Origin of the sequence: Microbacterium thalli (assembly GCF_028737325.1) — a bacterium.
Taxonomy (GTDB): domain Bacteria; phylum Actinomycetota; class Actinomycetes; order Actinomycetales; family Microbacteriaceae; genus Microbacterium; species Microbacterium thalli.
On sequence record NZ_JAQZCH010000001.1, the window covers coordinates 1,007,929 to 1,031,710 of the forward strand.

A 23,782-nucleotide genomic window follows, 5' to 3' on the forward strand; every position below is an offset into this window, starting at 1 on the left:
CCCTCGATCAGAACGCCCTCGCCCGGTACCCTGCTCGGTCCGCCCACCCGTGCGCGGGTGGCTAGCGTGAGGAGCATGGACACCCCCTACGTGCGGATCGACGTCGACGTGCTCGCGCGCAACATCGATCGGATGGCCGCCGCCGTGCACGAGCGCGGCCTCGCGCTGCGTCCCCACGCGAAGACGCACAAGATCCCGCGCATCGCGCGGATGCAACTCGACGCCGGCGCCGTGGGGCTCACCGTCGCGACGATCGGCGAGGCCGAAGTGTTCGTCGCCGAGGGCGCGACCGACGTGTTCATCGCGTATCCGCTGTGGCTGACGCCCGACCGCGCCGCGCGACTGGAACGGCTCGTGCAGTCGGCGCGCGTGTCGTTCGGCGTGGACTCCGTCGAGTCTGCCACCCATGCGGCGAGGACCCTCGGCGCCGCGGCTCCTCGGCTCGAGGTGCTCGTCGAGGTCGACAGCGGGCACCATCGCAGCGGCGCGGCGCCGGAGGACGCGGCATCCGTCGCCGAAGCGGCGCGCGCGGGCGGCCTGCGGGTGGCCGGGGTCTTCACGTTCCCGGGGCACAGTTATGCGCCCGGGGCTCCCGAGCAGGCGGCGCTGCAGGAACGCGAGGCGCTGCGCACCGCCGCCGCGGGGCTCGAAGCCGCCGGTCTCGTGGTCGAGCGCCGCAGCGGAGGATCGACCCCGAGCGTGCTGGCGACCGCTGCGGATGGCGCGACCGAGGTGCGGCCGGGCGTCTACGTGTTCGGCGACGCCCAGCAGCTCGCGCTGGGGCGCTGCGACCCGGACGACATCGCCCTCACCGTCGTGGCGACCGTCGTCAGTCGGCATCCCGGTCCGGACGGCGCGACACATCTCGTGCTCGACGCGGGCAGCAAGGTGCTCGGCAGCGACCGTCCTGCCTGGACTCCGGGCTTCGGGTGTATCGCGGGCCGGCCGGGCGCCGTGATCGTGGCGCTCTCCGAGCACCACGCGACGGTGTCGTGGCCCGCCGATGAGCCGGCGCCCGCGCGGGGGAGCCTGCTCGACGTGATCCCGAACCACGTGTGTCTCGTGCTCAATCGTCGTCGACGAGGTCGTCGCGGTCACGGCATCCGGCAGCGAGCGGTGGCCCGTCGCGGCGCGCGGCAAGAACTCCTGACGCCGGTGCGTGCGTCGGTCAGCGAGCGGGCGGTGCAGCGGTCGAGGACCGCACGATCAGCTGCGAGTTGAGCGTCACGGTCTCGGGGGCGGTCCCGCCCGTGAGCGCCTGCAGCAGCAGGTCGACCGCGAGCGCGCCGCAGCGGTCGATGGGCATGCGAACGGTGGTGAGGCCGGGCGTCACGGCGCCGGCGAGGTCGATGTCGTCGATCCCCACGATGCTGATGTCGTCGGGGCACCGGATCCCGAGCTCCGACATACCGGCCTCAACGCCGAGGGCGACGAGATCGTTGTACGCGACGACGGCCGTCGCGCCGCTCGCCGAGGCGGGGGCGGCCGCCGCACGACCGCCCTGAATCGAGGCGGCATGGTGACTGAGGTGGGTCAGACGGATGCCGTGGCGTTGGCACGCCCGCGCGATGGCGTCGGCGCGTCGGACGTCGGCCCACGACCCGCGGGGGCCCGAGGCGTACGCGATGTGCTCGTGGCCGAGGGCGGCGAGGTGCTCGACCGCTTGGGTCGGTCCGTGCTCGGTGTCCATGAGCACGCTGGGCAACGGTTCGATGAGGCGGTTCACGACGACGCACGGGGTGTTGCCGACGAGATCGAGCACATCGGCGTCGGGCAGGCGCGGCGAGCACAGCAGCATCCCGTCGAGCTCGCGGGCCCGCTCGATCTGCTCGCGTTCGCGGCGGGGGTCCTCGTCGGCGTCGAACACGACGGTGCGGTGCCGGCCGTGCCACGCCTGGCCCTGGATCGCCTTGAGGGTCGTCGCGTACACGGGGTTCGCGACGTCGGGGAAGACGACGCCGATCGTGCGGCGCGCGGTGCTCGCCTGGGGATTGGCGTAGCCGAGCTCGCCGGCCGCGACGAGCACACGCTCGCGGGTGGCGGCGGCCAGGCGGTCGGGTTCGCCGAAGGCGCGCGACGCCGTCGCGACGGACACTCCGGCCCGTCGAGCCACGTCGGTCAAAGTCGCTGCCACCGTCGTCCCGTCCTTTCTCGTCCTCCCATGATCCTGCATCCCGACGATGTAAGAGGTTGACAATGTTGTACAAACACCGCACGATGGTTGCATGACGATCATCGCCGATCTCCCGACGCCTCGCGTCGGCGCCCGCGAGAGCTCCCGCGCATGACGGGCGGCACCGCCCGGCTGGGCCGCAGCGCGCACGGCGACATCGCCGTGCGTCCCGCCCCGCGCGCCGCCGGCATCCTGCACCTCGGGCTCGGCAGCTTCCACCGTGCGCACCAGGCCGTCTACACCGCTGCCGCGATGGACGCGCAGGGCGGCGACTGGGGCATCGTCGGGGTCGCCTCGCGCTCGCGCGGCATCGTCGAGGCCATGCGCGGGCAGGACCTGCTCTACGCGGTCGCGACGATCGCGCCGGGCTCGACGGCGCTGAGCGTTCCGGGTGTGCACACCGACGCGTACGTCGCGGCGGATGACCCCGAGCGCGTCGTGGCGGACCTCGCCGACCCCCGCATCCGCATCGCCACGCTCACCGTGACCGAGCACGGTTACAGCTACTCGCCCGCCACGCAGCACCTCGACACCGACGACGCGGTCGTCCGCGCCGACCTCGGCGGCGCCTTCCCGCGCTCGACGATCGGTCAGCTCGCCCGCGGGCTGCAGCGTCGCGCGGGCAGCGGGGGAGCACCGATCGCGATCCTCAGCTGCGACAATCTCGCATCGAACGGCTCGCACACGCAGAAGCTCGTGCGCGAGTTCCTCGCGGCGCTGCCGGCGTCCGAGGGCGCCGAGGCGCTGGCCTACCTCGACGAGGCCGTGACGTTCCCCTCGAGCATGGTCGATCGCATCGTCCCGGCCACGACCGCCGGGTTGCGTGACGAGGTGAGCGCGCTGCTGGGCGTGCGCGACGACATCCCGGTTCCCGCGGAGCCGTTCACGATGTGGGCGATCGAGGATCGTTTCGCCGGCGGGCGTCCCGCGTGGGAGGCCGGCGGTGCCGTCTTCACCGACGAAGTGGGTCGCTACGAGCAGCTGAAGGTGCGACTGCTCAACGGTACGCATTCGCTCATCGCCTATCTCGGCGCGCTGTCGGGCTCGGCGACGATCCCCGAGGCCATCGCCTCGGCCGGCATCGAGGCCGCGGCGCGAGCGGTGCTGCGCGACGAGTACGAGCCGTCGGTCGACGTTCCTGCCGCCGTCGACGTCCGCGACTACGAACGGCAGCTCTTCGAGCGCTGGGGCAACAGTGCCCTCGGGCACCGCACCACGCAGGTCGGGTCGGACGGTTCGGTCAAGCTCGGCCAGCGGATCCCCGAGCCGGCGCTGCAGGCGCTCGATGCCGGTCGTATGCCGCACCTCATCGCCCTGACCGTCGCGGGCTACCTCTCCTGCATCGCGCCGCTGCCGGGAGTCGACCCCGGCGAGCACGCGCGCGCCATGACCGACCCCGCGCGAGACGGGCTCGCCGCCCTTGCCGCCTCAGCGCGCGACGGGCGCGAGCTCGCGCAGCGCGTCGTCGGCGACCGCCGCCTGTTCGGTGAGCGCCTGGCCGCGCGCGAGGCGTTCATCGACCGTGTGGGCGAGCTCGTCGACACGATCGCGCGCCACGGGGTCGCCGCCGCCATCGATGATTGCGTCGGCGCATCGTCCGCCGCATCCGACACCACGACGAAGGAGCACCGAGCATGAAGGCTCTCGCGATCCACTCCCGTGAAGATCTCCGCTGGGAGGAGCGCACCGTGCCCGAACCGGGCGCCGGCGAGGTACGACTGCGGGTCTGCTTCGTGGGCATCTGCGGTTCGGATCTGCACTACTACTTCCACGGCGCCAACGGCGAGTACACCATCCGCGAACCCCTGACCCCCGGGCACGAGCTGTCGGGCGTCGTCGACCTCGACCCGTCCGGCCGGCTCGTCCCGGGAACGCCCGTCACGGTGCACCCGGCTCGATTCGGCCCGGAGACGCGCGGGCTGGAGGCGCACCCGCACCTGCGCGCCGGCGGCGACTACCTCGGCAGCGCGGCAGCCGATCCGCACCGTCAGGGCGGGGCTGCGGAGTACCTGATCGTCGAGGAGCACATGGTGCGCGTGCTGCCCGAGGGCTTGCCCCTCGAGCGTGCGGCGCTCGCCGAGCCGCTCGCGGTCGCGCTTCATGCCGTCGGACGCGCGGGCGAGGTCGCGGGCAAGCGGGTGCTCGTCATCGGCGCGGGACCCATCGGGCTTCTCGTCGCGGCGGCCGCCCACCACGCCGGTGCTGCTGTCGTGGCCGCGAGCGATGTGCGCCCCGAGCCGCTCGAGCGGGCCCGATCGCTCGGCGCGAGCGAGTTCTTGCTCGTCGGCACCGACACCATCGACGACGAGTCGTTCGACGTCGTCTTCGAGTGCTCCGGCGTCGCGCCGGCTCTCACCCAGGCGGTCCGCGCCGCCCGGCGAGCCGGCACCGTCGTGCAGGTCGGCATGCTCGCCAACGCCGAGATCGGCGTGAACCTCGCGCCGATGCTCGCCAAGGAGCTGACGCTGCGCGGAGCCTTCCGCTTCTCGACCGAGATCGACGACGCGATCGAGATGCTCGCGGCATCCGATGCCCTCGACTCGGTCATCACGCACGTGATCCCGGCATCCGACGCCGTGGACGCGCTCACGGTGGCTCGCGATTCCTCCGCTTCGGCGAAGGTGCTGCTCTCCCTCTAGCGATACCGCGGCATCGTCCGTCGGCAGAGCGCCCGCCCGACCGCCGCATCCGATACCCCCTCCACAGGTCCGAAGGAGTACCTCACCATGTCAGACGCCACCACGACGGCTTCGGCCGCCGATCCCACAGCGAAGAGGTCGGTGCGCGACCTCGTCCGCGCCGCCATCTCGGGCTGGCTCGGCACCGCGCTCGAGTTCATGGACTACCAGCTGTACTCGCTGGCAGCCGCGCTCGTGTTCGCCGACCTGTTCTTCTCGTCCGAGAACCCCGCCGTGGCCGTCGTCGCCGCGATGGCGACGTACGGCGTGGGCTACGTGGCCCGCCCGGTCGGCGCGTTCTTCTTCGCCCGCCTCGGCGACAAGACCGGCCGCACCAAGGTGCTCTTCTACACGATCCTGCTCATGGGGCTTGCGACGACGCTCATCGGCTTCCTGCCGACGTACGACCAGGTGGGCATCCTCGCGCCGATCCTGCTGGTGCTGCTGCGCATCGCGCAGGGCTTCGGCGCGGGCGCTGAGATCTCGGGCGCCGGCGTCATGCTCGCGGAGTACGCCCCGGCCAAGCGCCGCGGCATCATCGCGTCGCTCGTCGCGCTCGGCACGAACTGCGGCACGCTGCTCGCCTCGGGCATCTGGGCGATCCTGCTCGTCACGTTCAGCGAGGACGAGGTCATCGACTGGGCCTGGCGCATCCCCTTCGTCGCCAGCGCGGTCATCATGCTCTTCGCGATCTGGGTGCGCTTCAACCTCAAGGAGACCCCGGTCTTCGAGGAGCGTGACGACGTCGTCGACGGCAAGGCCCTCTCGAAGGCCGAGGCCCTGCAGCTCGCCACCGAGACCGGCGACGTCCGCACGCTCGAGGCCATGCAGCGCAAGCCCTGGAAGGCCTTCTCGATCGCCCTGCTGCTGCGCTTCGGTCAGGCCGGCAACTCGGGCATGATCCAGACGTACCTCATCAGCTACATCACCGTCGTGCTGCTGCTCGACCGCTCCATCGGCGTCAATGCCGTGATCGTCTCGTCGCTCGTGGCCTTCGTCACCGTGCCGCTCTCGGGTTGGCTCGGCGACCGTTTCGGCCGCAAGCGCATGTACATGGTGTGGGCGATCATCGCACTCATCGTCATCGTCCCGACGATGCTCATGATCAGCAGCAAGGACACGGTGCAGGTCTTCGTCGGCTACGTCGTGCTCCACAACCTCGCCGTGATGAGCTTCGCCTCGCTCGAGAATCTCACGCTTCCCGAGATCTTCGGCGCCCGCAACCGGTACACCTACACCGCCATGGCACGCGAGATCGCGGCGATCGTGGCCACCGGCGCCGGCCCCGTCATCGCGGCGGCCTGGGTCTCGGCCGTCACCGGTTCGTTCGTCCCGATCATCATCATGCTGGTGTTCTTCACGCTCTGCGCGCTCGTGGCGTCGATCTGGATGCCCGAGGTCGCGGGGCGCGATCTGACAGACCCGCGCGACGCGATCTGACCGAACCGATTCCGATCCGGGATGCGGCGGCTCGATCCGCCGCATCCCGCACCTCCCCAGGAGCTTCGCATGACCATCGAACTCGTCGACGTGAGCGTCACCAGTCCGGGACGCAACTTCGTCACCCTCAAGATCACCACGAGCGACGGCGTCGTGGGGTGGGGCGACGCGACCCTGAACGGTCGCGAGCTCTCCGTCGCGTCGTACCTGCGCGATCACCTCGCCTCGACCCTCATCGGCCGCGACGAGGATCGCATCGAGGACACCTGGCAGTACCTCTACCGCGCGCCCTACTGGCGCCGGGGACCGGTGACGATGGCCGCGATCGCGGCGGTCGACATGGCGCTGTGGGACATCAAGGCCAAGAAGGCCGGGATGCCGCTGTACCAGCTGCTCGGCGGGGCGAGCCGCGACGCCCTGCGGGTGTACGTGCACGCGTCGGGGGCGGACTACGCGTCGCTGCACGACGCCGTCACCGCCTACGTCGAGAGCGGGGTCACGGCGGTGCGGGTGCAGACCGGCATCCCGGGCCTCGGCCAGATCTACGGCGTCGCGACCAACAAGCCCGGCGCGAAGTACGACTACGAGCCCGCGAAGCGGGCGGCGGACGGGTCGGCGGCGACCCGTCCCGTCGAGGAGAGCTGGGACACCCGCAAGTACCTCGCGCACATGCCCGGGGTCTTCGCCCGGCTGCGCGAGGACTTCGGCACCGATCTGCGCATCCTGCACGACGGCCACCACCGGATGTCGCCCATCGAGGCGGCCCGGTTCGCGAAGGACATCGAGCCGTACGACCTCTTCTGGCTCGAGGACTGCACCCCCGGCGAGGACCAGAGCGCCTTGCGGCTCGTGCGTCAGCACTCCACGACGCCGCTGGCGATCGGCGAGGTGTTCAACACCGTGCACGACTATCAGACCCTCATCACCGAGCGCCTGATCGACTACGTGCGCTCGGCGGTCACCCACACCGGCGGCATCACCTCGATGAAGAAGCTGCTCGACTTCGCGGCCGTGTACGGCATCAAGTCGGGCATCCACGGCCCCACCGACATCTCTCCCGTCGGCATGGCGGCGGCGCTGCACCTGGGCCTGGCGATCCACAACTTCGGGATCCAGGAGTACATGCCGCACAGCGACACGACCCTCGAGGTCTTCCGCACCTCGTACACGTACGACCGCGGCTTCCTGCATCCCGGCGACGCGCCGGGCCTCGGCGTCGAGCTCGACGAGGACGCCGCCGGTGCCTTCGAGTACACGAAGGCCTACCTGCCGGTGAACCGGCTGACGGATGGGACGATGCATGACTGGTGAGACCGCGGCCTCCCGGCCCGCCCTGCCGACGCTCACGCGCGACGGACGCCTCGTCGTCGTGGCTCGCGCGCAGCGGGCCGAGGACTACGACCGGGTGCTCGACGTGCTGGTGGATGCCGGCGTGCGCAGCGTCGAGGTGACGCTGACGACTCCCGGCACCTTCGAGCGGCTTCCCGCCCTCATCGAGCGCTATCGCGGCACCGCCGACATCGGGGTCGGGACGGTCACGAGCACCGATCAGCTGCAGCGGGCGATCGACGCCGGTGCACCCTACGTCGTGACCCCCGTCACCTCGGCGGAGCTCGTCGAGACGGCTGTCGCCGCGGGCCTGCCGATCGTCCCGGGCGGCCTCACACCGACCGAGCTCTTCGCGTCGTGGTCGCGCGGCGCCGCCGCTGTGAAGGTCTTCCCCGCGGGTCAGGTCAGCGCCGGATACGCGAAGGACCTGCGCGGTCCCTTCCCCGACATCCGAGTGGTGCCCTCGGGGGGCGTCGATCTCGACGGTGCGCGTGCGTGGCTCGAGGCGGGCGCCGTCGCGGTGAGCGTCGGCGGACCGCTGCTCGGCGACGCCTTCGCCGGCGGTGATCTGGGCGCGCTGCGCGAGCGGACCGTGCGCTTCGTCGAGGTGTGCGCCGGAGGGCCGGCATCGTGAGCGTCCTCGCCGAGCGCGGAGCGGTCGATCGGGCCGCCGCGGGGCACGCCGTCGTGACGCTCGGCGAGACGATGGCCCTCGCCCGCGCGACCGAGGCAGGCTCGCTTCGTCACGTCGGCTCGCTCGCGCTGGGCGTGGGCGGAGCCGAGTCCAACGTCGCGATCGCGCTGCGGCGGCTCGGCGTTGCCGCCGGATGGGCGGGCCGGGTGGGCGATGACCCGCTCGGGCAACGCGTGGTGCGCGAGCTGCGCGCCGAGGGCGTCGACGTGCTCGCGACGGTCGACCCCGCGGCGGCGACCGGCCTGATGCTCAAGGAGCGGCCGACCGCCGCGACGACGGCCGTGTACTACTACCGTGCCGGGTCGGCCGGGTCGCGGCTGCATCCCGACGACATGCCGCGGGGGTGGATCGAGGATGCCGCGCTGCTGCACGTCACCGGCATCACCGCGCTCATCTCGCCGTCGGCTCGCGACGCGGTGCACGCAGCGATCCAGCGTGCGCGAGCGGCCGGGGTGCCGGTCAGCTTCGACATCAACTACCGCTCGGCACTGGCGCCCCCGCCCGTCGCGGCGCCCGTGCTGCGCGAGCTCGCGGAGGCCGCCGACCTCGTCTTCGGCGGCGAGGACGAACTCGAGCTCATCGGGGGAACGGACGCCGACGCAGCGGCGACGGCGTTGCTGGCCGGGGGCGTGGCCGAGGTAATCGTCAAGCGCGGAGCCGTGGGAGCGACCGCACGGGTCGGCGCCGACACCGTCGACGCGCCGGGCTTCCGCATCGACCCCGTCGACACGGTCGGTGCGGGCGACGCTTTCGTCGCCGGATACCTCAGCTCGCGGCTCGCCGGCGACGACCCGGCGACGGCACTGCACCGCGGCAACACGTGCGGGGCGATCGCATGCCTGACGCCGGGCGACTGGGAGGCGGCGCCCACCCTGCGCGAGATCGAGCGCTTCCACCGCGCCGGAGGCGATCCGGTTCAGCGGTGAGCCGCCCGCGGCCCCGGTCGGCCCACCGCCTGCGAGGATGACTCCATGACAGCGCGACGCATCCTCCTGGTGGGCTCCGGCAAGGTCGGCTCGAGCCTGGGCGAGCGTCTCGTCGCCGCCGGAGACGAGGTCGTCGCGATCCGCCGCAGCGCCGGCGGCATCCGTCCCGCCTTCACCCCCATCGTCGCGGACCTGTCGCGGCCCCTGGATGCCGCGCTGCCGAGCGTCGACGCGATGGTGATGACGCTGCCGCCCGGCGATGACCCGCGCTTCTACCGCACGGCGCTCGAACGGCTCGCCGCGGCGCTGCCCGCCGTTCCGGCGCGCACGGTGTTCGTGTCGTCGACGCGCGTGTTCGAGGGGTGGGACGCCGAGCGTCCGCTCGACGAGACCGACGAGCCGCGCCCGACGAGCGAGCGGGGCGAGCAGCTGGTCGACGGCGAGCGCGCCGCGGTCGAGCTGTTCGATGCGGTGGTCGTGCGTCCGGCCGGCATCTACGGCCCGGGCCGTGAGCGGCTGATCCGTCAGGTGCTCGCCGGCGAGCCGGTCGATCACGACCGCCGTACCAACCGCATCCACGAGGCCGATCTCGTGCGGGCGCTCGAGACGCTGCTGCGGGCCGAGGATCCGCCTGCGCTGCTGCACGGCGTCGATCGACGTCCGGCGACCCTGGGTGAGGTCGTCGCCTTCATCGCGCAGCGGCTGGGTGTCGCGGCGCCGCCCCGCGCCGAGGTCGATCCCGATGCGCGGCGCGGCACGATCCTCGACGGCGCGCGTCTGGCCGCTCTGGTTCCCGAGCTGGAGTTCCCCACGTTCGTCGAGGGCTACGGCCGCGTGATCGCCGACCGCGCCTGAGCCCTCAGCCGGATGCCGGGTGCAGCAGCTCGTCGAGCAGCAGGCGCATCGCTGCGACGGGATCGGTGTCGTCGGTGAGCCACCGGATCTGGATGCCCTCCCACCCGCTGATGACGAGCCCGGCGAGCGCCCGTGCGTCGGCGTCGGTGCGGAGGCGTCCGCGGTCGCGGTCGTCGGCGATCGCGACGGTGTAGGTCTCGGTCACGGCGCGGTAGCGCTCGAGCAGCCACGCGTGGGCCTCGTGGTCGGGGTGCGTGGCCTCGGCCGAGACGATCGAAAACATGCGCACGAGCTCGCGTCGCGCGAGGTTGCGCTCGACGATCGCCAGGACGCTGGGGATGAAGCCGTCGCGCGCGGACCGCGCCGAGAAGTCGGTGTCGGCGGCGTCCTCCTGTTCGAGCACCGCCGCCAGCAGCGACACCTTCGTGGGGAAGTGGTGCATGACCGTCGTCAGCCCGAGGTCGAGCTGCTTCGCGATCTGCCGCAGCGAGCCGCCCCGGTAGCCGTGGGTGCCGAAGACGAGGGTCGCCGTCGCGATGATCTCGGCGCGGCGGGCGGCGCTCTTCGCGTACGGGCCGCGGGGGAGCGGCGCGGCGTCGGGGGGCATGCCCCGAGCGTAGAGCACAAGAAACCGTGCACTTGCACGTTTTTGGGGCTACGCTGGCATCATGGCAACCGACGACAGGACGTATCGCTGGGTCAAGGACGGCTCGCTGGGGGCGGGGCGCATGCGCTACGGCGCCGACTACAACCCCGAGCAGTGGCCGCGAGAGGTGTGGGACGAGGACGTCCGGCTCATGCGCGAGGCGGGCGTGAACATCGTCTCGCTCGGCATCTTCTCGTGGGCTCTCCTCGAGCCGCGCCCCGGTGAGTGGGACTTCGGCTGGCTCGACGAGGTCATGGACCTGCTGCACGCGAACGGCATCGACGTCGACCTCGCGACGGCCACGGCCTCACCGCCGCCGTGGCTCGCCAAGCGGCATCCCGAGATCCTGCCGCAGACCATCGACGGCACGACGCTGTGGCCGGGATCGCGCCAGCACTGGCGGCCGACGTCGCCGGTGTTCCGCGAGCACGCGCTGCGTCTGACCCGAGCGCTCGCCGAGCGGTACGCCGATCACCCGGCGCTGGTCGCGTGGCACATCTCGAACGAGCTGGGATGCCACAACCTCTACGACTTCTCGGATGACGCCGCTCGCGCCTTCCGGCTCTGGCTGCAGGAGCGCTACGGAACCCTCGACGCGCTCAACGCTGCGTGGGGCACGGCCTTCTGGTCGCAGCACTACGAGGAGTGGGACGAGATCCTGCCGCCGCGCACCGCGCCGACGCAGCGCAACCCCGGACAGCAGCTCGACTTCGAGCGCTTCTCGTCGGATGCCGTGCGCGACCACCTGCGGGCCGAGAACGCCGTACTGGCCGAGGTCACCCCCGACGTCCCGCGGACGACGAACTTCATGGTCGCGCAGAACGTCCGCGACATCGACTACGCCAGCTGGCTCGATGACGTCGACTTCGTCTCGAACGACCACTACCTGCGACCCGGCGAGCTCGGACGCGACGACCTGTCCTTCTGGGCGAACCTCACCGGCAACCTCGCGGGCGGCCGGCCCTGGTTCCTCATGGAGCACGCCACGAGCGCGGTGAACTGGCGCGCGGTGAACCCGCCCAAGCGGCCGGGCGAGCTCGTCCGCGACGCCTTGACCCACGTCGCGCACGGCGCCGACGCCGTCTGCTACTTCCAGTGGCGTCAGTCTCGCGCCGGCGGCGAGCGCTACCACTCGGGCATGGTTCCCCACGCCGGGTCGGACAGTCGTGTGTTCCGCGATGTCGTCGCCCTCGGCGCGCAGCTGCAGACCCTCGCCCCGGTGACGGGTACCCGTCGCGAGCGGGCCCGCGTCGGGCTCGTCTTCGACTACGAGTCGTGGTGGGTCAGCGGACGCGACTCGCACCCCTCCGAGGCGCCGTCCTACGACGGCGAGACGCTCGCGTGGTACCGGGCGCTGCTCGATGTCGGCGTGCGCGCCGACGTGGTTCCGGTCGCGGCATCCTTCGACGGCTATGACGTGATCGTCGCGCCGATGCTGCACGTCGTGCCGGACGCCCTGCGCGAGCGGCTGCGGGCGTTCGTCGCCGGCGGCGGTCATTTGGTGACCACCTACTTCTCCGGCGTCGTCGACGAGCACGATCGCGTGTGGCTCGGCGGCTACCCGGGCGCCCTGCGCGATGTGCTGGGCATCGCGATCGAGGAGTTCGTGCCGATGCTCGCCGGCGAGACGGTCACGCTGGCCTCGGGCGCCGTCGTGCGGGACTGGTCGGAGCGGATCGCGCGGGTCGAGGAGGACGTCGAGATCCTCGACACGTACCGCGACGGCGACCTCGCCGGCGCCCCCGCCGTCACCCGTCGGCGTGGCGGCAGCGGCAGCGCGACGTACGTCTCGGCGGCGGTGGGCCGCGAGGGCGCGCGGGCGCTGCTGCAGCGCCTCGCTCACGACGTCGACGCGCTCGCGGGCGACGTCCGCGCGAGCGACGGGGCGCTCGAGGTCATCGTGCGCGCCGACGAGCGCGGGCGCTACACCTTCCTGGCGAACCGGACCGACGACGCCGTGACGGTGGCGTCGGCCGGTGAGCTGATCGCGGGGGCTGCGACCTCCGACGGCGCGACGACGACGATCGAGCCGCGCGGGGTCGCCGTCATCGCCGAGGGTACGTCGGCCGCATCCTAAGGCGAACCGGCCCGTCCGGCCCGCGTCGAGGCTCGCCTCGCGTGGGCCGGACGGCTGTCAAGAGCCTCGCGCGGGCAGGGTCGCCGGCGGAACATGGCCGGCGACGAAAGGACCGTGATGACCTCCGACATCCTCACCACCGACGCCCCGTTGCGCGTCGTCGCCCTCAACTGCTCGCTCAAGCCGGGATCGGCCGAATCGAGCACACAGCTGCTGCTCGACCAGGTGCTCGATGCCCTCGCCGAGCACGGCGCCAGCGGCACGCAGGTGCGCATCGCCGACGTGAACGTGGCGCCGGGGGTCGAGACCGACATGGGCGACGGCGATGAGTGGCCGTCGGTGCGCGAACAGATCCTCGCCGCCGACATCCTCGTCCTGGGCACCCCGATCTGGGTCGGCCACGCCTCGAGCCTCGCCCAGCGCGTGATCGAGCGCCTCGACGCCGAGCTGTCCGAGACCGACGACGCGGGACGCCCGATCATGTTCGACCGGGTGGCGGTCGTGGCCGTCGTCGGCAACGAGGACGGCGCGCACAAGGCGACGGCCGATCTGTTCCAGGGGCTCAACGACGTGGGCTTCACGATCCCCGCGCAGGGGGGCACGTACTGGAACGGCGAGGCGATGCAGGCGGTCGACTACAAGGACCTCGACGAGACACCCGAGAGCGTCGCCTCGACGACCGCGACCCTTGCTCGCAACGCCGCCCACCTCGCACGCGTCCTGCGCGCGGCGCGGTACCCCGCCGAGTAGGTCAGCCCCACCCGCCGAGGTAGGCGGCGACATCGGGCTCGTCCGCGAGAGGACGGATGCCGGGTGCCGCCGCCTGCGCGCGGGGAAACAGGTCATCGCGCCCCCAGCGTTCCTCGCGTGCGCGGGCTCGCGTCGCCGTCAGCCGCACGAGCGGCTCGCCCTCGGCGCCGAGCAGGGTGAGCGACCCCAGCTGCTCGGTGTCGAGCCGGTCGATCGCCGCGGCGAGATCCTCGCCGTCGACGCGGACGGGCCGCAACAGCTCGATCGACACGCGCACGCGGTCGAACGCGGCGTCGCTCGGGGCGTCGGCGGCTCCGCGACCGGTAGCGCTCTCCGCCGGCCAGGCCGCGGCGTTGGCGGCGGGCAGCGCGGCCAACGCACTGTCGAGGCTCACGAAACGCTGGCCCGCGGTCGCGTCGGGCGGCGGCGCCACGGCGATGTCGACGCGACCGGAGCGCAGCCCCCGCCCCGCCGAGCCCGCGACGGGGATGAGGTCGGCGAGACGGATCGCCTCGGCGTTGCGATGGGCGAGGGCGCCGTCGTCCCGGCCGGCGGCATCCGGTCCGTCGTGCCAGGCGATCGCCGCCGGCACGTGGGCGAGTACCGCTCCCTGCAGCCAGGCGCGGTAGGTCCACTCCCAGTCCTCGCCGCCGTACGCGGTGAACGACTCGTCGAAGCCGCCGGTCGCATCGAACATCGTGCGCGAGCACGCGATGACGGCGCCGATGACGTGGCGGTAGCTGCGGTCGTCCGCGTGCAGCAGGTCGCCGCTGCGCCGGTACGCGTCGGTCAGCCAGGCGGGCTCGGGAAGCGCGCGCTCGGCGGCGGATTCGGCGAGGCGGTCGACGTCGACGTCGCGCAGGTCGGCGTGTCGGCGGCGGCCCACCGTGACGCAGTCGGGTGCGAGCGCGGGGAGCCGCGTCAGCTCGCGCACGAAGGCGGGCTCGGGCGCCGTGTCGGCGTCGAGGAAGACCAGCACGTCGCCGCGGGCGCGGCGCGCGCCGAGGTTGCGGACGGCGGCGAGGCGGAAGCCGTCGTCGGCCTGCCGCACGAGCTCGACCCCGTCCGGCACCGCGGGCGGCTCGGGGGAGCCGTCGTCGGCGACGATGATCTGCAGCCGGTCGTCCGGATGATCCTGGCGGCGCAGCGCCGCGAGCGTGCGAGCGAGCTCGTCGGGCTGCCGGTAGTGGGCGACGATCACCGAGACGAGCGAGGGCTCGGGCGGCCAGACGTCCGCGAGCGTGTCCCAGCGGTTGCCCGGCAGCGGCACGCCGGAGGGCGCCGCCGGTGCGGCCGGGCTCACGCCGAGCCCTCGTCCCACCACGCGCGGTACGCGTCGGCGGCGTCGTCGAGCGTCGGGGCGAGCGACCGACCGCCGGTCAGCCACGTCGACGCGGGGTGCTCCCACGCGTCGGCGAGCCGGGCGGCGAGTTCGTCGGAGCGGAACAGCGTCCAGGTGTCGGGGCGCAGCCCGTCCATCTCGACGCTGTACCGCGATCGCACGACGAGCGGCCGGCGGCCCGCCTCGATCCAGTCGAGCATCGACCGCGACGCCGACACGTGCTCGTGCGCCGCGACCGGGATGCCGGGCGCGCGCAGACTCGCGGCGAAGATCGCGTCGTCGAGGAAGCCCGAGATCTCGAAGTCGGCGCCGAGCTCGGTCGCGCGTGCGCGCAGCGCGGCCACGTCGCCGTCGTGACCCGGCGAAGCCGCGCCGAGCGCCCGCACGACGGCGCGACCCACGGGGCGTCCCGCGGCGCGGAGCGCGGCCACGGCCTCAGCGGCGGCGCGCAGCGCGACATCGTGCCCCTTGCCGGGGTAGACGAAGCCGGCGATGAGGACGATCAGGTCGGTCGGCGCCGCGGCCGCGGCATCCGGGTGCGGCGCGGCGGCGCGGGTGCCGAGCGGGATGACGCGGGGCTCGGGCACGTCGCCGAGGTGCTCGCTCACCAGCATCCGCTCGTGCGCGCTGTTGACGGCGACCCCCTCGGCGGCGGCGAAGAAGCGGCGGTACGCGGCGACGCGACGGGCGTACCCGGTGCCGTCGGACTCCTGCGGCAGGTCGTGGAGCGTCACCGTCAGCCGGCACGTCGCGGCGAGCTGCTCGAGGGCGTCAGCGGCATCCTCGAGGCTCGGGCCGAGCAGCCGATCGGTGGCGTGCAGGTGCACGCGCTCGCCGGGGCGCACCGCGGCCAGCGCGCCGGGCAGGTCGGCGACCCGGACGATGCGCGTCGCCGCCTCACGGCGCGCCACCGCCGTCGCGACATCGGCGCCGTAGTCGGTGACGCCGTGTCCGGGCGGGCCCCAGACGAGACAGAGGGGCGGGGCTTCGGCAGGCATCGGGTCATCGTTACCGGTCGCGCTCACTTCGGTCAAGTGAGCGCGACCGGGCGCGCGCTCCGCTAGCGTCCGAACGGTGCGCCTCATTCGGCGCCATCGAAAGACGAGGAGAACCGTGACGATCGAGACCGCCAGCGCGCTCGGGGCCGAGGATCCCGGTGCGTCCGCCGTCCGGGTCGTCGGGGTTCCCGCGAGCCATCCGTACGTGCGGCGCGTGACGGAGGCCGCGGGCGTCGAGCTGCTGCCCGACCCGCCGGTGCCGGGCGCCGCCGAGGGCGTGTGGTGGCCGCCTGTCGCGCTCGATCCCGCTTGGATCCGGGCGAACGCGGCGTGCGCCGACGTCCTGCACGTGCACTTCGGCACGGAGTCGTTTCCCGCCGGCCACCTCACCGCGTGCGTCGACGCGGCGCGCGAGGCCGGCTGGCCGGTCGTCTTCACCGTTCACGATCTGACCCACCCGCAGCTGACCGACCAGCAGCCCTACCGTGCCCAGCTCGACGAGCTGGTGCCGCGAGCCGACGCGATCGTGACCCTGACGCCCGGAGCCGCCGCCGAGGTGCGCGAGCGGTGGGGGCGTGAGGCGATCGTCCTGCCGCATCCCGCGATCCTCGGTGAGGGCGAGACACCGCCGGTGGTCGCGCTCAGCGAAGACCTGCGCGTCGGCATGCACCTGAAGGACCTCCGCCCCGGCACCGACGGCCCTACCAGCGCCCGCGCGCTCGTGGCCGCCGTGGCCCGGCTGCGCGAATCGGGGCGCTCGGTGGTCGCCGAGATCCGGATGCACCGCACCGTGCGCGACGAGGCCGCCCGCGACGAGGTGCGCGCCGCCGTCGCCGGGCATCCTTTCGTCGTGCTCGTCGAGCAGGGCCGATTGCCGGATGCCGCGCTGAACACCGCGCTCGCCGGCCTCGACGTCTGCGTGCTGCCGTACCGCTTCGGCAGCCATTCGGGCTGGCTCGAGCTGTGCTGGGACCTCGGCGTCCCCATCGCCGTACCGGCGACCGGGCACTTCGGCGACCAGCACGACGATGACTCCACCGCGGCGTTCGAGCCGGGCGACGCCGACAGCCTCGCTGCCGCGCTGACGACCCTGCTCTCGCGGCACGAGGCCGTGGCCCGCCCCGGGTCGCTCGCTCGAGCCGAGCTCGTCGACGAACGCCGACGCCTGCGCCGCGCGCAGGACGCGCGGACGGCATCCGCCCACGCCGACATGTACCGCCGGCTCCGCAGCGAGCGTGCCTCGTGATCGGGCGGTCCCTGCGCATCGCGGTCATCGCGCCGCTGCGGTTCCCCATCCGGCTGCCGCACGCCGGCGGACTCGAGGCCGCCGTGTGGTCGGAGGTCGAGGCGCTGCGCGCGCGCGGGCACGACGTGACGGTCGTCGCGGTCACGGGGTCGCAACACGTCGAGCCCGGCAGCGTGTTCGAGATGCCCGAACTCGGCTGGGACGCCGACGCCGTCCGCACCGATAAGACCTACCCGCCGGCGTACGAGACGCTCAGCGTCCCGCGGCTGCGCCGGGCGCTCGAGGCGATCAGCACGCACGCCGAGGCGTTCGACGTCATCTCGAACCATTGCCTGCACGCCCTTCCGCTGCAGCTCGCGCCGCAGCTCGGGGTGCCGATGCTCACCACGTTGCACACCCCGGTCGACGAGGCGTTCGTTCGCGCGCACCGGCAGGCGGGCGGCCGGGGCAGCCTCTTCGTCTCGGTCAGCGAGCACACGCGCCGCGAGTGGCAGCACGCGGGCGTGCCGTCGGCGCTGCTGGCCAACGGCGTGGATCCGTCCGTGTGGGTCCCGGGTCCGGGCGGCGACGACCTCGTCTGGTTCGGCCGCATCGTTCCCGAGAAGGCCCCGCACCTCGCCGTCGCGGTGGCTCGGGCGCTGGGCCGGCGCCTCACCATCGCGGGCCGCGTGGGCGACCGCGCCTACGCCGACGATGTGCTGCGGCCCCTGCTCGGTGACGACGTCACGTTCGTGGGCGAGCTCGAGCCGGCGGCGCTGGCCGACCTCGTCGGTCGTTCCGCCGTCGCCCTCGCGACGCCCGCCTGGGCCGAACCCTTCGGGCTGGTCGGCCCGGAGGCCCTCATGTGCGGCACGCCGGTCGTCGGCTTCGCCGTGGGCGGGGTGCCCGAGATCGCCGCCGCGAGCGTGGGGATGCAGCTCGTTCCCGCCGGTGACGTCGTGGCCATGGCCGGTGCCGTCGAGGCCCTGCTGCCCGACGCCCGCGACGCGCGGTTCCGGGCAGCCGTCCGAGCTCGCGCGGTCGAGCGGTTCTCGCTCGATGCCCGCACCGCCGCGCTCGAGGAGATCTTCGCCTCGCTCAGCGACACGGCGGAGCCGGCCGAGCTGCCCGCATGACGCAGCGGATCGGCTGGTACGTCCACCACCACGGACGCGGACACCTCACGCGCATGCTCGTCATCGCGCGCCACCTCGGCCGGGAGATCGATTGCTTCAGCTCGCTGGCGCCGCCCGACGACCTGCCGCCCGGTGTCACGTGGACGGTGCTGCCGCGCGACGACGACCCCGCGCCGAAGCTGCCGCAGGACGACCCGACGGTCGGCGGCATCCTGCACTGGGCGCCGCTGCGCCACGAAGGCCACCGTTCCCGCCTCGCGGCGATGGCTGCCGCCGTGGCGACGGGACGCATCGGCGCTTTCGTCGTGGACGTCTCGGTCGAGGTGACGCTGTTCCTGCGCCTGCTCGGGGTGCCCGTGATCGCGATCACCCAGCCGGGCGAACGCGTCGACGAGCCGCACCGCCTCGGCTCCGCGGCGGCGACCCGGATCGTGGCGCCGTGGCCGCGCGAGCTGTACGCGCCGGCGCACCTGACGGCCCTCGGTGACCGCGTCGCCTTCGTCGGCGGCATCAGCCGGTTCGCCGATCGGACCCCCGACCCTCGGCGGCGCACGGACGCGGTCGTCCTGCTCGGTGGTGGCGGCGGCACCGCCGTGTCGGCCGACGACGTGGCCGCGGCGGAGCGGGCGACCGGACGGCCGTGGATCCTGCTCGGGGCCGGATCCGGACAGTGGCGGGCGGACCCGTTCGAGGCGATCTCGACCGCGGACGTCGTCGTGTCGTGGTGCGGGCAGAACGCCGTCGCGGATCTCGCAGCGGCGGAGGCCCGCGCGATCGTCATCCCGCAGGATCGTCCGTTCGACGAGCAGGCGGCCACGGCCGCGGCGCTCGGCCGCAGCGGTCTCGCCGTCGCCCTCGAGCGGTGGCCGCAGGCGGACCGCTGGCCCGAACTGCTCGACCGTGCTCGCGCGCTGCAGCCGGACTGGGATGCCTGGCGGGTGCGGGATGCCGCGCAGCGAGCTGCCCGCGAGATCGAGGCGGTGATCGCGCCGTGAGCGGCGCCGCCGTCATCACGTTGTGCTCCGCGCCGCGCCTGGAGCATCTGCGCAATCAGCTGCGCGCGACCGCGGGGGTGCCGCGCATCGTCGTGTGGATCGGCGATGACGAGCCGCCCGAGCTCGACGCCGAAGCGGTCGTGCGCGTGCCGCCCGGCGCCTCGGGGCTCCGCCTCGCCGCGGCCCGCAACGCGGGGGCGCGCGAGGCCACCGCGCGGGGTGCGACGCTGCTGATCTTCCTCGACGCCGACTGCGTCCCCGCGCCCGGGCTCGTCGACGCCTACCGTGCGGCGGCGGACCGCAGCCCCGACGCGGTGCTGTGCGGTCCCGTCACGTATCTGCCGCCCGGTGCCGCGCTCGACGACGCCGCGTTGCGCGCGGCGACGGCCCCGCACGCGGCACGACCCGCGCCGTCGCCGGGCGAGCTCCGCCGGGCCACGGCGGCGGAGTACCCGCTGTTCTGGTCGCTGTCTTTCGCGCTCGCCCCCGCGGTGTGGCGCGAGGCCGGCGGCTTCGACGAGGTGTTCGAGGGGTACGGCGGCGAAGACACCGACTTCGCGTTCTCGCTGCGCGCCCGCGGCATCCCGCTCGTGTGGGTCGGCGGCGCTGACGCCTATCACCAGTACCACGAGACCTCGTCGCCGCCCTGGCGGCATCTCGACGACATCCTGCGCAACGGGGCGCTGTTCGCCGAGAAGTGGGGCGAGTGGCCGATGGGCGGTTGGCTGGCCGCGTTCGCCGAGGCCGGAGCCATCGAGCGTGTGCCCGGCGGCTGGCGGCGCGTGCCGGCCTGATCAGGCAGGCGATCGCGCCGGCGCCGGGACGAGGAGTTCGCCCGCGGCGTCGATGAGGTCCCGCGCGACCGGGTCGGGCGCGAAGTCGGCCATCTGCGCCCGGGCGCGCTCGGCGAGCGTGTGCGCCCAGCTGGGGTGACGCAGCGCGACGGTGATCGCGGCCGCCAGGCGTTCGGGATCGGCGGCCGGAACGCTCTGGCAGTCCTGCCCGTCCGTGCAGAAGTCGTCGAACCCGCTGCCGGAGGTCACCACCAGCGGCGTGCCGATCGCCTTGACCTCGAGCGCGACGTTGCCGAAGCCCTCCCACCGCGAGGGGCAGATCGCGACGTCGGCCCGATCGATGGCGCCGTAGAGCTCGTCGCCGCCGACGTGACCGAGCCAGGTGACCCGGTCTCGCGCCGTCGGCGGCAGCAGCTCGCGCAGCGCGTCACGGGTGGGCTCGAAGCGTGCATCGCCGCTCGCGCCGGCGAAGACGAGTCGCGCCTCGGGAAGCTCGGCGTGCACGCGGACGAACGCGGCGACGGCATCCTCGACGCCCTTGCGTCGTTCGGAGCGGCCCAGGAACAGGACGACGGGCGCGCCGTCGTCCGGCCACGCCGCGGGCGGAGCAGCGACGAGGGCCGCGGCGGCGACCGCCTCGACATCGATGCAGTTGCGAACGATGCGAGCGGGTGGCAGCCCCGGGTAGAGAGCCGCGGTGCGTTCGAGCATCGCCGCCGAGATCGCGACGACACCCGCCGAGCGCTGCAGCTGACGGCGTTCGGCCTTCATCTGCACCATCCGCGACACCCGTGTGTCGACGGGCAGGTCGCGCAGCGACAGCCCCGACACGTCGTCGGCGAGGCGGGCGCTCGTGGCGAGGTTGGTCAGCAGGGGAGCGCCGGGCGGCAGTGCGGCGCCCAGGCCCGCCCACTCGGGAGCGAAGACGACGTCGTACCCACGTCGCCGGTACGTGCGGCGGAGCCGCCGGGCCCGCGCGCCGATGGCCTGCGGCCGGTGACGCGTCGGCATGGTCGCGCGGTCGACGAGGCGCACGCCTCCGGTGACGTCGGCGGCGACGAGCTCGTCTTCGGCGAGCACGGCGAGGTCGACCGCGATGCCCTGGCGCACGAGCGCCGGGAGGAGGGCCGCGTAGTGCCGACCGATGCCGCCGGTGTAGGCGGTGAGCCCGTCGTACTCGGTCGTCGCCACGAGCCAGTGTGGCGGCCCGTCATCGTTTCGAGGTGTTCCCATCGCGGCGTCGCCTCCTTCGCGTCCGCCACAGGGTGACCCATCCGACCCCCGGTGCGGACGGGACTTGACTCCGCGCCGGGGGGATGGCTAGCGCGTTCGGCGCACGAGGGCGCGGGCCCGGCGCGCGACGGTCCGCGCCCGGCGGAGCACGGCCCGCGCCGCGCGTCGTGCCTCGCGCAGCAGGGGACCTGTCCGGCGCTGCAGACGCCGTCGGCGCTGCGCCGTTCGCAGCACCGACGCCCATCGTCTGCGGATGCGGTCGGCGCTGTACTCCTCCGCCGTGGCGCGAGCGCGAGCGCGCATCGCGGCGCGGCGCTCCGGCGACAGGCGGGCGGCGGCGCGGATGGCCTCCGCGAGCGCGTCGACGTCGCCGTCGGGGACGAGCCAGCCGTTCTCGCCGTCGCGGATGAGATCGGCCGGGCCGTAGGCGATGTCGTAGGCGATGGGCAGGCAGCCGGCGGCCATCGCCTCGACGAGCACGAGCCCGAACGCCTCCGACCGGCTCGTTAGCAGCAGCACGCTCGCTGCCGCGAGGGCGCCGGCGGGGTCGTCGGTGTGACCGTGGAACCGGATCGCGGGGTCGCCCGACGCTCGTGCGGCGAGCTCGTCGGCGCGCGAGCCCGTGCCGTAGACGTCGAGGGTCACCGCCGGGCCCGCTTCGCCATGCAGCTTCCGGGCCGCGTCGACGGCGTCGCCGACACGCTTGATGGGCTCGAGCCGCGCGATCACGACGGCCGAGGTGCGATCGGCCTCCGCGGGCAGCACGGCCGCGGGCACGGGCGCGACCGGGTGGGCGACCGTGGTCAGCAGCGGACGCGAACCGACGAGGGCGCGCACGTCGCGACGCTGGGCGTCGGTGGCGAAGGCCACGGCGTCGAAGTCGTCGAGGCGCGAGAAGACCGGCTGCCGCGAGGCGCGCACCGACCCCGGCGTCGGGCCGCGGTGCGAGCCGTGGATGACGTGCACCATCGTCACGCGGGGACGGCGGTAGTCCGCAGCGAAGGGCGCGACGGTCTTGCTGTCGACGATGATGAAGGCCTCGTCGTCGCGGACGAGGCTGTCGAGCCAGTCGCTGTAGAGGTCGTACCGGCGGCGCCAGGACCGCACCGGCGCCCCCGTCGTGTCGCACGCGACGAGCAGGCGTCCGCCGCCGGGCGGCCGACGCTCCGCGACGGCGATCGAGCCGTCGGCGCGCAGGTGGTCGATGTCGACGGGGCGGCCGTCGTCGCCGAGCCGGACCCGGCGCACCGCGACCCCGCCGACCTCGTCCGTGATGACGCCGTCGACGCCGTCGCGCAGGGCCTCGGGGACGGCACGTGCGTTCGACGAGGGCGGGATGTCGCCGGCGCGGACCCCGTCGTAGAGGTTCCGCACCCGCACGCCGACGGCGGCGAGCTCGGCGAACTCCGGACCGAGCGGGACGGGGCGGGGGTCGAGGGTGAGGACATCGACGGGAGTCCCCGCCTCGGCGAACATCCGGCTGCGCTCCAGCAGCGCCGTCGTCATGCCGCCGTACGGGGTCGCGATGCCCCAGGTGAGGGCGAAGTGGCGTCCGGCGGGAAGGTCGTGAGCGGTCATCGCGTCACCGCGGTCCCGGTCGCACCGACACGTCGGGCACGAGCGCGTCCCGCGGCAGGTCGAGTGCGGCCAGGACGGTCGTGGCCACCGACTCGGGGTCGATGAACGCGGCGGGGTCGTAGGCGCGTCCCTCCTGCCGGTGCACCTCTTCCTGCATCGGCGTGGCCGTGCGCCCGGGGTACACGGTCGTCACCCGCACGCCGTGGGTGGCCTCTTCGCCGCGCAGCGCATCGGCGAGGGCTTTGAGCCCGTGCTTCGAGGCGGCGTAGGCGCTCCAGTCGGGATGGGCGGTCAGCCCGGCGCCGGAGTTGACGAAGAGCACCTGCCCGCGCGCCGCGCGCACGGCGGGCAGGGTGAGCCGGGTCAGCTCGGCGGCGGCGACCAGGTTGACGGTGAGCTGGTCGATCCACGCGCTCGGGCGCAGCTTGCCGACGGGCCCGAGCTCGACGATGCCCGCACCGTGGATCACCGTGTCGATCGCGCCGGGCAGGTCCGCCGCCGCCAGCGCGTCGGCGAGGGAGTCCGGATGCCGCAGGTCAGCGGCCACGCCGTGCGAGCCGGGGAGCAGTGCCGCGAGCTCGTCGGCCCGGGCGCGGCTGCGTCCGACGAGGATCAGGCGGTCGCCGCGGCCGGCGAGGCGGCGGGCGATCGCCAGGCCGATGCCCGACCCTGCTCCGGTGATGAGGTGCGTCTGCGTCATACGTCCATCGTCCCATCCGGGCGGCGTCGTCCCGGTGCGCGTTTGCACGGCCGGCGGGAACGTGCGACGATCGTGGCGGACATGTGACTGGTCATGCAGGCAGGATCCGAACGTACGTGCATCGCACGGCGGTCGGGTCCTTTTTTTATTGCCTGCGGCCGGCGCCGGAGCGGAGTCGCTCCGGCGGCACCGTCCGGGATTCCACAGGAGGAA

At 73.5% G+C, this 23,782-nt stretch carries 21 protein-coding genes; 14 read left to right on the top strand and 7 right to left on the bottom strand.

The window, feature by feature from the left end; translation table 11 throughout:
- Positions 1-75 precede the first annotated feature (75 nt).
- Positions 76-1,221, top strand: a complete 1,146-nt coding sequence (locus PUW82_RS04920) for an alanine racemase (RefSeq protein ID WP_337994543.1) — start codon at positions 76-78, stop codon at positions 1,219-1,221.
- Here the strand turns inward: PUW82_RS04920 and PUW82_RS04925 are convergent.
- Positions 1,169-2,134, bottom strand: a complete 966-nt coding sequence (locus tag PUW82_RS04925) for a LacI family DNA-binding transcriptional regulator (RefSeq protein ID WP_274221178.1) — start codon at positions 2,132-2,134, stop codon at positions 1,169-1,171. The genes PUW82_RS04920 and PUW82_RS04925 overlap by 53 nt on opposite strands.
- 150 nt (positions 2,135-2,284) lie before the next feature.
- Here PUW82_RS04925 and PUW82_RS04930 point away from each other — a divergent pair, with 150 nt between their 5' ends.
- From PUW82_RS04930 to PUW82_RS04960, 7 genes are all read left to right on the top strand, one after another.
- Entirely contained in the window at positions 2,285-3,811 is a 1,527-nt protein-coding gene (locus PUW82_RS04930; RefSeq protein ID WP_274221179.1) for a mannitol dehydrogenase family protein, read from the top strand.
- Positions 3,808-4,812: an L-idonate 5-dehydrogenase gene (locus PUW82_RS04935; RefSeq protein ID WP_274221180.1), complete on the top strand. Its 1,005-nt coding sequence runs from the start codon at positions 3,808-3,810 to the stop codon at positions 4,810-4,812. The genes PUW82_RS04930 and PUW82_RS04935 overlap by 4 nt, the downstream gene beginning before the upstream one ends.
- 87 nt (positions 4,813-4,899) lie before the next feature.
- Positions 4,900-6,291 (top strand): MFS transporter, encoded by a 1,392-nt coding sequence (locus PUW82_RS04940; RefSeq protein ID WP_274221181.1) that lies wholly within the window; start codon positions 4,900-4,902, stop codon positions 6,289-6,291.
- A 69-nt stretch (positions 6,292-6,360) separates the two neighbouring features.
- Complete coding sequence (gene manD, locus PUW82_RS04945; RefSeq protein ID WP_274221182.1) at positions 6,361-7,602, top strand: D-mannonate dehydratase ManD; 1,242 nt, start codon at positions 6,361-6,363, stop codon at positions 7,600-7,602.
- A complete protein-coding gene (locus tag PUW82_RS04950; RefSeq protein WP_274221183.1) occupies positions 7,592-8,254 on the top strand; it encodes a bifunctional 4-hydroxy-2-oxoglutarate aldolase/2-dehydro-3-deoxy-phosphogluconate aldolase in 663 nt (220 codons plus the stop codon). Before manD ends, PUW82_RS04950 begins: the two co-directional genes overlap by 11 nt.
- Positions 8,251-9,240 (top strand): sugar kinase, encoded by a 990-nt coding sequence (locus PUW82_RS04955; protein ID WP_274221184.1) that lies wholly within the window; start codon positions 8,251-8,253, stop codon positions 9,238-9,240. Before PUW82_RS04950 ends, PUW82_RS04955 begins: the two co-directional genes overlap by 4 nt.
- Before the next feature lie 45 nt (positions 9,241-9,285).
- Positions 9,286-10,095, top strand: a complete 810-nt coding sequence (locus PUW82_RS04960) for a sugar nucleotide-binding protein (protein WP_274221185.1) — start codon at positions 9,286-9,288, stop codon at positions 10,093-10,095.
- 4 nt (positions 10,096-10,099) lie between these two features.
- Here PUW82_RS04960 and PUW82_RS04965 read toward each other — a convergent pair whose 3' ends face one another.
- The gene (locus tag PUW82_RS04965; protein WP_274221186.1) at positions 10,100-10,702 is read right to left on the bottom strand and encodes a TetR/AcrR family transcriptional regulator; all 603 of its coding nucleotides are present in this window, start codon (positions 10,700-10,702) and stop codon (positions 10,100-10,102) included.
- Positions 10,703-10,763: 61 nt separating this feature from the next.
- Between PUW82_RS04965 and PUW82_RS04970 the strand changes: the two genes are divergently transcribed.
- Positions 10,764-12,818 carry a beta-galactosidase gene (locus tag PUW82_RS04970; protein ID WP_274221187.1) on the top strand — a complete coding sequence of 685 codons (2,055 nt, stop codon included), beginning with the start codon at positions 10,764-10,766 and terminating at the stop codon, positions 12,816-12,818.
- 117 nt (positions 12,819-12,935) lie between these two features.
- Positions 12,936-13,568, top strand: coding sequence for a flavodoxin family protein (locus tag PUW82_RS04975; protein WP_274221188.1), 633 nt, complete (start codon positions 12,936-12,938; stop codon positions 13,566-13,568).
- Position 13,569: 1 nt separating this feature from the next.
- Here the strand turns inward: PUW82_RS04975 and PUW82_RS04980 are convergent, their stop codons facing one another.
- Together PUW82_RS04980 and PUW82_RS04985 are read right to left on the bottom strand one after the other, a co-directional pair.
- Entirely contained in the window at positions 13,570-14,871 is a 1,302-nt protein-coding gene (locus tag PUW82_RS04980) for a glycosyltransferase (RefSeq protein WP_274221189.1), read from the bottom strand.
- The gene (locus tag PUW82_RS04985) at positions 14,868-15,908 is read right to left on the bottom strand and encodes a hypothetical protein (RefSeq protein WP_274221190.1); all 1,041 of its coding nucleotides are present in this window, start codon (positions 15,906-15,908) and stop codon (positions 14,868-14,870) included. The genes PUW82_RS04980 and PUW82_RS04985 overlap by 4 nt, the downstream gene beginning before the upstream one ends.
- Before the next feature lie 115 nt (positions 15,909-16,023).
- On the opposite strand from PUW82_RS04985, the gene PUW82_RS04990 reads away from it, so the two are divergent.
- The 4 genes from PUW82_RS04990 to PUW82_RS05005 are packed head-to-tail and all read left to right on the top strand — an operon-like array spanning position 16,024 to position 20,058.
- Positions 16,024-17,154: a glycosyltransferase gene (locus PUW82_RS04990; protein ID WP_274221191.1), complete on the top strand. Its 1,131-nt coding sequence runs from the start codon at positions 16,024-16,026 to the stop codon at positions 17,152-17,154.
- Complete coding sequence (locus PUW82_RS04995) at positions 17,151-18,269, top strand: glycosyltransferase (RefSeq protein ID WP_274221192.1); 1,119 nt, start codon at positions 17,151-17,153, stop codon at positions 18,267-18,269. The genes PUW82_RS04990 and PUW82_RS04995 overlap by 4 nt, the downstream gene beginning before the upstream one ends.
- Positions 18,266-19,264: a glycosyltransferase gene (locus PUW82_RS05000; RefSeq protein ID WP_274221193.1), complete on the top strand. Its 999-nt coding sequence runs from the start codon at positions 18,266-18,268 to the stop codon at positions 19,262-19,264. The genes PUW82_RS04995 and PUW82_RS05000 overlap by 4 nt, the downstream gene beginning before the upstream one ends.
- Complete coding sequence (locus PUW82_RS05005; RefSeq protein ID WP_274221194.1) at positions 19,261-20,058, top strand: glycosyltransferase family 2 protein; 798 nt, start codon at positions 19,261-19,263, stop codon at positions 20,056-20,058. Before PUW82_RS05000 ends, PUW82_RS05005 begins: the two co-directional genes overlap by 4 nt.
- Here PUW82_RS05005 and PUW82_RS05010 read toward each other — a convergent pair whose 3' ends face one another.
- From PUW82_RS05010 to PUW82_RS05020, 3 genes are all read right to left on the bottom strand, one after another.
- Positions 20,059-21,249 (bottom strand): glycosyltransferase family 4 protein, encoded by a 1,191-nt coding sequence (locus tag PUW82_RS05010; RefSeq protein WP_274221195.1) that lies wholly within the window; start codon positions 21,247-21,249, stop codon positions 20,059-20,061. It lies immediately after the preceding gene.
- A 129-nt stretch (positions 21,250-21,378) separates the two neighbouring features.
- Positions 21,379-22,869 carry a glycosyltransferase gene (locus tag PUW82_RS05015; protein WP_274221196.1) on the bottom strand — a complete coding sequence of 497 codons (1,491 nt, stop codon included), beginning with the start codon at positions 22,867-22,869 and terminating at the stop codon, positions 21,379-21,381.
- 4 nt (positions 22,870-22,873) lie between these two features.
- Positions 22,874-23,569, bottom strand: coding sequence for an SDR family oxidoreductase (locus tag PUW82_RS05020; RefSeq protein ID WP_274221197.1), 696 nt, complete (start codon positions 23,567-23,569; stop codon positions 22,874-22,876).
- Positions 23,570-23,782 lie beyond the last annotated feature (213 nt).

Excerpts from the sequence above, each read along its gene's own strand:
- PUW82_RS04920 (WP_337994543.1), top strand. The coding sequence starts at position 76 with ATGGACACCCCCTACGTGCGGATCGACGTCGACGTGCTCGCGCGCAAC.
- PUW82_RS04930 (WP_274221179.1), top strand. The coding sequence starts at position 2,285 with ATGACGGGCGGCACCGCCCGGCTGGGCCGCAGCGCGCACGGCGACATC.
- PUW82_RS04935 (WP_274221180.1), top strand. The coding sequence starts at position 3,808 with ATGAAGGCTCTCGCGATCCACTCCCGTGAAGATCTCCGCTGGGAGGAG.
- PUW82_RS04940 (WP_274221181.1), top strand. The coding sequence starts at position 4,900 with ATGTCAGACGCCACCACGACGGCTTCGGCCGCCGATCCCACAGCGAAG.
- manD (WP_274221182.1), top strand. The coding sequence starts at position 6,361 with ATGACCATCGAACTCGTCGACGTGAGCGTCACCAGTCCGGGACGCAAC.
- PUW82_RS04950 (WP_274221183.1), top strand. The coding sequence starts at position 7,592 with ATGACTGGTGAGACCGCGGCCTCCCGGCCCGCCCTGCCGACGCTCACG.
- PUW82_RS04960 (WP_274221185.1), top strand. The coding sequence starts at position 9,286 with ATGACAGCGCGACGCATCCTCCTGGTGGGCTCCGGCAAGGTCGGCTCG.
- PUW82_RS04965 (WP_274221186.1), bottom strand. The coding sequence starts at position 10,702 with ATGCCCCCCGACGCCGCGCCGCTCCCCCGCGGCCCGTACGCGAAGAGC.
- PUW82_RS04970 (WP_274221187.1), top strand. The coding sequence starts at position 10,764 with ATGGCAACCGACGACAGGACGTATCGCTGGGTCAAGGACGGCTCGCTG.
- PUW82_RS04975 (WP_274221188.1), top strand. The coding sequence starts at position 12,936 with ATGACCTCCGACATCCTCACCACCGACGCCCCGTTGCGCGTCGTCGCC.
- PUW82_RS04985 (WP_274221190.1), bottom strand. The coding sequence starts at position 15,908 with ATGCCTGCCGAAGCCCCGCCCCTCTGTCTCGTCTGGGGCCCGCCCGGA.
- PUW82_RS05000 (WP_274221193.1), top strand. The coding sequence starts at position 18,266 with ATGACGCAGCGGATCGGCTGGTACGTCCACCACCACGGACGCGGACAC.
- PUW82_RS05015 (WP_274221196.1), bottom strand. The coding sequence starts at position 22,869 with ATGACCGCTCACGACCTTCCCGCCGGACGCCACTTCGCCCTCACCTGG.
- PUW82_RS05020 (WP_274221197.1), bottom strand. The coding sequence starts at position 23,569 with ATGACGCAGACGCACCTCATCACCGGAGCAGGGTCGGGCATCGGCCTG.